At 72.3% G+C, this 8,862-nt stretch carries 9 protein-coding genes; 4 read left to right on the top strand and 5 right to left on the bottom strand.

Annotated elements, in window-relative coordinates; translation table 11 throughout:
• The 3 genes from DW309_RS01450 to DW309_RS01440 all read right to left on the bottom strand — a co-directional run.
• The coding region (locus DW309_RS01450; RefSeq protein ID WP_275089415.1) for a thiamine pyrophosphate-binding protein at window positions 1–577 on the bottom strand (577 nt) is incomplete at its 3' end.
• 14 nt (window positions 578–591) lie between these two features.
• Complete coding sequence (locus DW309_RS01445) at window positions 592–2,280, bottom strand: amidohydrolase (protein WP_136044338.1); 1,689 nt, start codon at window positions 2,278–2,280, stop codon at window positions 592–594.
• Window positions 2,281–2,328: 48 nt separating this feature from the next.
• Window positions 2,329–3,672 carry an MFS transporter gene (locus DW309_RS01440; RefSeq protein ID WP_136028718.1) on the bottom strand — a complete coding sequence of 448 codons (1,344 nt, stop codon included), beginning with the start codon at window positions 3,670–3,672 and terminating at the stop codon, window positions 2,329–2,331.
• 219 nt (window positions 3,673–3,891) lie between these two features.
• Here DW309_RS01440 and DW309_RS01435 point away from each other — a divergent pair, with 219 nt between their 5' ends.
• Window positions 3,892–4,788: an Lrp/AsnC family transcriptional regulator gene (locus DW309_RS01435; protein WP_136028719.1), complete on the top strand. Its 897-nt coding sequence runs from the start codon at window positions 3,892–3,894 to the stop codon at window positions 4,786–4,788.
• A gap of 54 nt (window positions 4,789–4,842) precedes the next feature.
• On the opposite strand, the gene DW309_RS01430 is transcribed toward DW309_RS01435, so the two are convergent.
• A complete protein-coding gene (locus tag DW309_RS01430; RefSeq protein WP_136044337.1) occupies window positions 4,843–5,418 on the bottom strand; it encodes an ATP-dependent endonuclease in 576 nt (191 codons plus the stop codon).
• Window positions 5,419–5,526: 108 nt separating this feature from the next.
• On the opposite strand from DW309_RS01430, the gene DW309_RS01425 reads away from it, so the two are divergent.
• From DW309_RS01425 to DW309_RS01415, 3 genes are all read left to right on the top strand, one after another.
• Window positions 5,527–6,036, top strand: a complete 510-nt coding sequence (locus DW309_RS01425) for a DUF3253 domain-containing protein (protein WP_136044336.1) — start codon at window positions 5,527–5,529, stop codon at window positions 6,034–6,036.
• Between the two features lie 87 nt (window positions 6,037–6,123).
• Window positions 6,124–7,530, top strand: coding sequence for an MFS transporter (locus DW309_RS01420; protein ID WP_136044335.1), 1,407 nt, complete (start codon window positions 6,124–6,126; stop codon window positions 7,528–7,530).
• Between the two features lie 39 nt (window positions 7,531–7,569).
• The gene (locus DW309_RS01415; protein WP_136044339.1) at window positions 7,570–8,487 is read left to right on the top strand and encodes a cation diffusion facilitator family transporter; all 918 of its coding nucleotides are present in this window, start codon (window positions 7,570–7,572) and stop codon (window positions 8,485–8,487) included.
• 110 nt (window positions 8,488–8,597) lie between these two features.
• Here the strand turns inward: DW309_RS01415 and DW309_RS01410 are convergent.
• Window positions 8,598–8,862 (bottom strand): MarR family winged helix-turn-helix transcriptional regulator (locus DW309_RS01410; protein ID WP_136044334.1); only part of this gene is annotated, 265 nt, incomplete at its 5' end.

Here is an 8,862-nt window from a genome sequence, read left to right as displayed (position 1 = left end):
TCGGACGGGGCGCCCGGGCGGCGGCGGGCACGTCGGCCGGGGCCTCCAGCACGTCGAGCGGGATCTCGATGTGCACGGGGCGCGGGCGCCCGGTGCGGAAGAGGTGGAAGGCGTCGTGCACGGCCTCCACCCCCTCGGCCGCCGTGGTCACCCGGCGCGACCACTCCGCGATCGCGCCGACCATGGCCGTGGCGTCCTTCGTCTCGTGCAGGGTGCCCACGTCGGCGAACTCCGCGCCGAGCGGCACCCCGGGCGACAGCACGATCAGCGGACGCGACTCGCAGAACGCGGTGCCGATCGCGCTCAGGGCGTTCTGCAGCCCGGGGCCCGACGTGGTGATCACGACGCCGGGGAGCCCGGTCTGCTGCGCCCAGCCGTCGGCGCCGTAGCCGGAGCCCTGCTCGTGCCGGTTGGTGACGGCGCGGATGCCGAGGTCGGCCAGGGGCCGGTACAGCTCCAGGTTGTGGGTGCCGGGGATGCCGAACACCGCCGTCACCCCGTAGCCGCGGATGGTCTCCAGCACCGCGCGACCCGCCGTGTCGGCGTACGGGGCGGTGGGGTTCGCGTCGGCGCTCATGCTCGTATCCTCGTTCAGACGCCGGCCGTGGTGCGGGCGGCGACGTGGCGGCGCACGCCGTCGACCCAGGTCTCGCGCACCTCGATGGCCGCGATCTCCTCGGCGGGCACGGCCAGCGGGTCGTCCGAGAGCACCGCGAAGTCGGCGAGCTTGCCCACTTCCAGCGAGCCCAGGTCGTCTTCCCGCCCGATCGACACGGCCCCCTCGATCGTGTGGGCGCGCAGAGCGGCGAGCGCAGAGATGCGCAGGTCGTCGGGCCCGAGCCGGTGGCCGCGGCGGGTGACGCGGGTGACCGCCGTCTGGATGGCCTCCAGCGGGATCGGCTCGGCGACCGGGGCGTCGGAGGAGATCGTCATGGGCACGCCCGCCCGCTCGAACTCGCCGAGCGGGTTGAACCGCTCGCCCGGGGTGCCGATGGCCTCCTCCACACCCTCGCCCCAGTTGAAGTAGTGCTGGGTCTGGTTGACGGGACGGATGCCCGCGGTCGCCATGCGCGCGATCTGCTCGGGCGTGGGCAGGCCGCAGTGCTCGATGCGGTGCCGGGCGTCCGCATCGGGACGTTCGGCGAGCGCGGCCTCGATCGCCGACACGACCATCTCGATCGCGGTGGGCGACTGCGCGTGCGTCGCCGTCTGGAGCCCCGCGGCGTGCGCCTTGCGGATCAGCTCGGCGTAGTCGGCGGGCTCGTGGTACAGCTGGCCCGTGCGGCACGGGTCGCCCACGTAGCCGTCGGGGAAGTACGCGGTCCAGCCGCCGAGGGTGCCGTCGGCGTAGAACTTGATGCCGGCGAAGCTCAGGTGCGCGTTGCCGAACTGTCCGACGAGCCCCATCTCGAGCGCCTCGTCGAGCAGATGCGACAGCAGGTACATCGACACGCGCAGCTCGAGCCGCCCGGCCTCCGCGAGCCGCAGGTACATGTCGAACTCGCGGCGCGTGACCTGGCAGTCGCCGATCGAGGTGACACCGCCCGCAAGGAACCGCTGCGTCGCGGCGTCGAGCTGCCGCAGGTGCTCCTCCGGCTCATCGGCCAGGTGGAAGTTCGGGCCGTGGTGGCCGATCTTCACCCCGTGCACGCCCGTCAGGATGTTGCACGCCGCGTCGGACAGCTCCCCGGTGAGCTCGCCGTCGGCGTCGCGGAAGAACTCCCCGCCGTCCGGGTTCGGGGTGTCGCGGTCCACGCCGTTGATGTCGAGCGTGTAGGAGTTCACGACGCCGCCGTGACCCGAGGCGTTCATGAGGTACACCTCCCGATCGGACGCGACCTCGTCGAGCTCGAACCGGGTGGGGTGGCGCTTCTCGGCGAGGTTGCGCTGCTCGTAGCCGTAGCCGCGCACCGGGCGACCGGCGGGGAGCCCGGCCGCCGCGGCCTTCAGCAGGGCGACGATCTCGGGGATGCTGCCCGCCTTCTCCGGCCCGCAGTCCACCCACGTCATCATCTGCCCGAACATGAGCGGGTGCGCGTGCGCGTCGACGAACCCGGGCACCACGACCGCGTCGCCGAGCTCGACGCGCTCCGGGGTCAGCCCGGCCCTGGCCGCCACGTCCTCGCACTCCGCGACCGTGCCGAGGGCGACGATGCGCCCCCGGTCGGTGAGCATCGCGGTCGCGGTGGTGTCCGCCGCGTCCGCGGTGTGGATGGCGCGGGCGGTGACGAGGGCGGGGGCGGCCTGGGCCGAGCGGTCGAAGGGGGTGAGCTTGCGCATGAGGAGCCTGTTCGCGGTGGGGTCGTGCGGGTGGGGAGCCGGAGCCGATCAGGGCAGGCGGTTCGCCGTGGTGTCGGTCCGGGCGGTGAACGAGGCCGTGACCGGTGCCTCGTCGGAGTGCTGCGGCGCGAGGCGCGTGCAGATCCCGGCGATCACGGCCATGCCGACGAACATCGCGATCACCGACCAGACGCTGCCGGTCCAGGCGATCAGCTGCGTCGCGAACCAGGGCGAGAAGCCGGCCCAGATCGCGGCACCCACGCCGTAGGAGAGGGCGATCGAGGTGTAGCGCGCCTGCGGGCGGAACATCTGCGCGAGGATCGCGGCGATCGGGGCGTAGGTCGCGCTCATCGCGATGCGCACCAGCGAGGCGAGCAGGAAGATCAGCGGCTCGACCCGTCCCGGCATCACCAGCAGGAACGGCGCGAACGTCAGCACCGAGGTGATCAGGCCGATGTACATCACGTTCTTGCGGCCCCACTTGTCGCCGAGCCAGGCGACCGGCAGCGTGACCACGAACTCCACGAACGAGGCGATCGTCATGGCGTCGAGGATCACCTGCTCGCTGATCGCGATGGGCTCGCCGGTCGCGTAGGCGGTGGCGAACGTCGTGGCCAGGTAGTAGCCGCCCGTGGAGATGGGCAGGATGCCGATGCCGAGCAGGATCGGCTTCCAGTTGACGCGCAGCGCGAAGGCGAGGGGCATGGACTGCTTGCGGCCCTCGATCTTCTCCTCGAAGACCGGCGACTCCTCCACGCGGTAGCGGACCCACAGGCCGACGGCGATCAGCACGATCGACAGCAGGAACGGGATGCGCCAGCCGCCGTCGATGATGAACGTGTCGCCGCCGCGGGCCATGATCGCGAAGATGCCCGAGGCGAGCAGCGCGCCGGCGGGGTTGCCGAGCTGGGTGAAGCCGCCGTAGAACGTCTTCGACTTCTCCGGGGCGTGCTCGACGCTCATGAGCACGGCGCCACCCCACTCGCCACCGACCGCGAGGCCCTGGATGGCGCGCAGCAGGATCAGGAGGATCGGCGCGAGGATGCCGATGTTCTCGTAGGTGGGGAGGCAGCCGACGAGCACGGTCGCGGCGCCCATCAGCAGCAGGGTGATGACGAGCGAGACCCGGCGGCCGAGCTTGTCGCCGATGTGGCCGAAGACGATGCCGCCGAGGGGACGGACGAGGAAGGCGACGGCGAACGTCGCGAACGCCGCGGCGGTCTCGGCGAGGGGGTCGTCGCTCGGGAAGAACAGCGGGCCGAAGACGAGGGCGGCGGCCGTGGCGTAGACGTAGAAGTCGTACCACTCGATCGTGGTGCCGACGAAGGCGGCGATGCCGGCGCGGCGTGCGCGGCTGTGGACGCCGCTTCGGGGGGTGGGGGTGGTGGTCATGGACCCGCTCCTTCGCGGATGGTGTCGGATAGCGATCGATGCTAGGGACGTGACGACCCGGCGGCAAGGGCAGAACTCCAGCGAGAACGGGGATTCACTGGACTTCTGGTCCCTTGTGCACGCAAAGCGGGCCTTCCCGCCGGTCACACACGGGGTTACGCTGAGGTTCTGCGCGCGTCGTCGTGCAGACCGGGGAAACTGACGGATCGGGACGCAGCCATGGATTTCGACGCCGAACTCATCCGCGCGCTCCAGGAGGACGGGCGCGCGAGCATCCGCGCCCTGGCCGAGCGGCTCGGGCAGTCCAGGGCCGCGGTGGCTGCACGACTGCGCACGCTGCTGGCCGACCGCACGGTGCGCGTGGTCGCCGCGGTGGACCCGGTCTTCCTCGGCCAGCACGTCCTCGCGCACGTGTCGATCCGCACTGACGGCGCCGTCGAGGTCGTGGCCGAGCACCTGCGCGACATGAGCGAGACCGTGCTCGTGTCGGCCGTCGGCGGCGCGCACGACATCGTGACCGAGGTGCGCGTGGGGTCGATGTCGGAACTGCACGACCTGCTCGCCCGCATCCGCGGCAGCGCAGGCGTGCTCGACATCAACACCATCATCTACTCCACCGTGATCAAGGGGTTCTTCGTGTCGGAGTACCACGGCGGGGTCACGCTCGACGCGATCGACGAAGCCCTCGTGGAGCACCTGCAGGCCGATGGCCGCATGAGCTTCCGCGCGCTCGGCGAAGAGGTGCGCCTCTCCCCCAGCGCCGTCGCGACCCGGGTGCAGCGGCTCATCGACGCGGGCGTCATCAAGATCAGCGCGGTCGAGGCACGCGGCCTCGCGCACCGGCAGCTGTCGATGGGCGTGGGCATGACCCTCGGCGACGACGACGAGGCCGTGATCGAGGAGCTGCGCCGCGGTCGCGGTGTCGACTTCGCCGCCCGCACGCTCGGCCGCTTCGACGCGGTCGCGACACTCGTTGAGCCCTCGGCCGGCGCCCTGTACGCGAGCCTGGAGCGCCTGCGCGCGCTGCCCGGGGTGACCCGGATCGAGGCCTGGCTCCACCTCGCGGTGCTCAAGGAGGACTACGCCCGCACGCTCCGCCCGCTCCGCACGGAGTGAGCGCGAAGTCGCCCGGGTCGGGGGTCACGCGGCATGCACCGCGTCGAGCCCGGGTCAGGCGGCGGGGTGGACCACGTCGAGCAGGGCCGACAGCGCGGGCGGCATCCGGTCGAGCGGGAGCAGGCCGACGATGTCCGCGGCGAACCGCGCCTTGCGGCCCGCGGCCGTCCCGGCGAAGCGATGCAGCTGATCCTCCACGACCCTGCCCCGCTGCGCCGGCTGCCCCTGGAACACGCGGAACCGCCCGAGCTCGCCCCGCGCCGCCAGCGCCTGCTCCACCAACGGAACCCCGGCGGCACGGATCACCTCGTCTTCGAGGTCGCGCTCACAGCCGAAGAACCCCGCATCGGCGGGCACGCCCGTGGCGTCGATCGCGCCGTCGTCGCGCAGGACCCGGGTCACGTACGCGCCCTCCGCCGCGTCGTAGAGGCCGAGCACCCGCACGGCAGGCTCGACCGCGCGGAGGGCCGCGAGCCGGGAACGGAGGTTCGTGATGCCGTCGAGGTCGACCAGGTCGAGGTCGTCGAGCGTCTCGCCGAGGCGCTGCGCCGCGGCGAGGAACGCGAGCCGGTCGCTCGCCCCCTCGAACAGCACGACCGTGCCGCCTCCTCGCCCCGCACTCGCCGCCATCCCTCGACCCTACGCACCCGGTGTCCGTCGCGCTTCGACCGCACCCGACGCGGATGGCCGCGCGTCAAGGGTCTGCCGTTGGAGGGCCCGCCGCGGCACACTGCCGACATGGAGCAGCCCGACGAGCCGGACGCGGCCACGGCACCGGAGCGCACGCCCGATGGCCACCACATCGTCGTGAACGGACGCCGGTGGCGGGCGACCGACCCGGCCATCCCGGAGAAACTGCGCCAGGAGCTGGTCGACGAGCTGATGGCCGCGCGGCGCGCCGTCAAGGCGGCAGAGCCCGAGGCGCGGCGCCGCGTGCACGATGCGAAGACCGCCCTCGGCGAACGCGGCGCCCCGTGGTGGGAGCAGCCGACGCCCGAGGAGTCCGCGGAGCGCATCGCGGCCGCCATCCGCACCCTCACCCGCAAGAGGGAGGGGTCGTCGATCTGCCCGAGCGACGTCGCCAGAGCCGTCGGCGGGGAGGCCTGGCGCAACCGGATGGACGAGGTGCGCCGCGTGACCGCCGCGCTCGCCGACCGGGACGAGGTCGTGGTGACCCAGAAGGGCGAGCCGGTCGACATCGCCTCCGCGCGCGGCCCGGTGCGCATCCGCCGCGGCCCCGCCCTCTGACCCGGGCGGAGTGGGTCGAGCCGGGGTGCCGCGCGGGACACGGCGCGCCGTCACCGGGCGTTCACCGGGCCCCGCCAGACTGCGAGCATGAGCGAACCCGAATCCCGCAGCGGCGCACCGGAGCCCGCAGCGACCGCGAACAGCGGAGCCGTCGCCGTGGTCGGCCTCGACCTGCGCGGCGAGACCCCCGCCCCGAAGAAGCAGGTGTACTCGTGGGCCCTGTGGGACTGGGCGACCCAGCCGTTCAACACGGTGATCCTCACGTTCGTGTTCACGGCGCTCTACCTCGTCAGCCCCTCGTTCCTGCCGCCCGAGGTCGCCGCGCTCGACGAGAACGACCCGGTACGGATCGCCGCGGAGGCCGACCTCGCGTCCGGCCTCGGTCTCGGCCTCACGGTCGCCGCCTTCGGCATCCTCCTGCTCGCCCCGGTGCTCGGTCAGCGGGCGGATGCCGCCGGACGCCAGAAGCTGTGGCTGGGCATCGGCACGGGCGCACTGATCCTCTGCATGTTCGGGCTGTGGTTCGTCGAGCCGGTCCCCGCCCTGTTCTGGGTGGGCGTGGCGCTGATCTCCGCCGGGTCGGTGTTCGGCGAGATCGCAGCGGTCAACTCCAACGCCATGCTGATCGGCATCGCGAACCCCAAGAACGTCGGACGCATCTCGGGCCTCGGCTGGGGCTTCGGGTACCTCGGCGGCATCATCGCGCTCGTGATCGTGGTCGTGCTCGACACCTTCGACTGGTTCGGGATGCCGACCGACAACGGACTCGCGTACCGGCTGATCGCGGTCGGCTGCGCGGTCTGGGCGATCGTGTTCGCCATCCCGATCTTCCTCAACGTGCCGGAACCGTCGCTCGGCCGCCCGGAGCGGAAGGTCGGCTTCTTCCGGTCGTACGTGCTGCTGGTGCAGGACGTCGTGGGGCTGTACCGCGACCCGGAGACCCGCTCGACCTTCTGGTACCTGCTCGCCAGCGCGGTGTTCCGCGACGGCCTGGGCGGCGTCTTCGCGTTCGGCGCGATCATCGGCACGGCCGTGTTCCGGTTCGGCACGCAGGACATCATCGTGTTCGGCATCGCGGCGAACCTCGTCGCGGGGGTGTCGACGATCCTGGCCGGACGACTCGACGACCGCCTCGGCCCGAAGCGCATCATCCTCGGCTCGATCGCGGCCATGATCGTCGCGGGGCTCGCGGTGTTCCTGCTGCGCGACGCCGGCGCGATCGTGTTCTGGGTGGGTGGACTCATCCTGTGCGCGTTCGTCGGACCGGCGCAGGCCGCCGCGCGGTCCTTCCTGGCCCGCGTCACCCCGGCCGGCCGCGAGGGCGAGATCTTCGGCCTCTACGCGACGACGGGACGGGCGGCGAGCTGGATGGCCTCCGCCGCCTGGACCGTGCTGATCGCCCTGACCGCGCAGACCGCGTTCGGCATCCTCGGCATCGTGATCGTGCTGATCGCCGGGTTCCTCCTGCTGCTGCCGGTGAAGGCTCCACGCTAGGACGCGACCGCCCCGCGGGGCAGGAGTAGCGTGACCGGGGTGACCGTGCTGCTCGCCTTCCTCGCCAACGTGCTCGTCGCGATCGCGAAGACGGTGGCCGCGGTCATCACCTCGTCCGCGTCGATGGTCGCCGAGGCCGCGCACTCCTGGGCGGACGCGGGCAACGAGGTGTTCCTGCTGATCGCCGACCGGCGCGGCGCGAAGACCAAAGACGCGCGGCATCCGCTCGGCTACGGCCGCAACGCCTTCGTGTGGTCGCTGATCGCCGCGTTCGGCATCTTCACCGCGGGCTCGATCGTGTCGATCATGCACGGCATCCAGGAGCTGTCCGACACCGGCCCGGTGGAGAGCCCGGTCGTCGCCTACGTCGTCCTCGGCATCGCGTTCGTGCTCGAGGGGGCCTCGTTCACGCAGGCGATGATCCGCTCCCGCCGCCTGGCGCGCGAGCGCGGCAGCTCCACGTGGGACTTCGTGCTGGAGACGAGCGACACGACCCTCCGCGCCGTGTTCTTCGAGGACTCGGCAGCCCTCGTCGGCCTGGTCCTCGCGGGCGGCTCGATCCTGCTGCACCAGCTCACCGGCGTGGCCGCCTGGGACGCGATCGGCTCGATCCTGGTGGGCGTGCTGCTCGGGGTGGTCGCGGTGATCCTGATCGGACGCAACATCGCATTCCTCGTCGGCACGAGCGTCTCCCCCACCCTGCGCGCGCGGGTCGGCACGGCTCTGCTGGGGCTGGACGACATCGAACGGGTGACCTACCTGCACATCGAGTACGTAGGGCCGAACCGGCTGTTCCTCGTGGCCGAGGTCGACCTGTCGGGCGACGCGCGCGAGCACGACGTGGCGCGTCGGCTGCGCGAGGTGGAGCGGCGGATCGAGGCGCACGACGCGATCGAGGCGGTCGTGCTGTCCCTCTCGGTGGACGACGAGCCCTCGCTCGACTTCGCGCGCGCCTGAGTCGCGGAGCGAGACCCGCGGAACGAGACCGGCGGAGCGGGGTCGGAGGCGCGACACCGGCGGAGCGAGACCGGCGGAGCGAGACCGGCGGAGCAGGAATCGTCGCGGCGTCAGCGCGGCCAGTTGTCGGCGAGCTTGGTGAGCAGACGCGCGAGTTCGGTGCGCTCGTCGTCGGTGAAGGGCGCGAGCGCCTGGGTGAGCAGCTCCCTCCTCTCCCCGCGCAGACCGCGCGCGAGCCGGCGGCCCTCGTCGGTCAGCGCGATCCGGGTGCGGCGCGCGTCGTCCGGGTCGGCCTCACGACGCACGAAGCCGCCCTGCACGCCCTGCTGCACGAGGCGCGACGCGCGGGGCTGATCCACGCCGATCGCCTGGCCG

Source organism: Microbacterium sp. K41 (assembly GCF_004794395.1).
GTDB lineage: Bacteria > Actinomycetota > Actinomycetes > Actinomycetales > Microbacteriaceae > Microbacterium > Microbacterium sufflavum.
The sequence above is the reverse complement of the archived record's forward strand: the minus strand, read 5'-3'. Positions and strand labels throughout refer to the sequence as shown.

Bases quoted from the DNA above. Each gene is read 5' to 3' on its own strand.
- DW309_RS01425 (WP_136044336.1), top strand. From the start codon at position 5,527: ATGGAGCAGCCCGACGAGCCGGACGCGGCCACGGCACCGGAGCGCACG.
- DW309_RS01440 (WP_136028718.1), bottom strand. From the start codon at position 3,672: ATGACCACCACCCCCACCCCCCGAAGCGGCGTCCACAGCCGCGCACGC.
- DW309_RS01420 (WP_136044335.1), top strand. From the start codon at position 6,124: ATGAGCGAACCCGAATCCCGCAGCGGCGCACCGGAGCCCGCAGCGACC.
- DW309_RS01430 (WP_136044337.1), bottom strand. From the start codon at position 5,418: ATGGCGGCGAGTGCGGGGCGAGGAGGCGGCACGGTCGTGCTGTTCGAG.
- DW309_RS01435 (WP_136028719.1), top strand. From the start codon at position 3,892: ATGGATTTCGACGCCGAACTCATCCGCGCGCTCCAGGAGGACGGGCGC.
- DW309_RS01445 (WP_136044338.1), bottom strand. From the start codon at position 2,280: ATGCGCAAGCTCACCCCCTTCGACCGCTCGGCCCAGGCCGCCCCCGCC.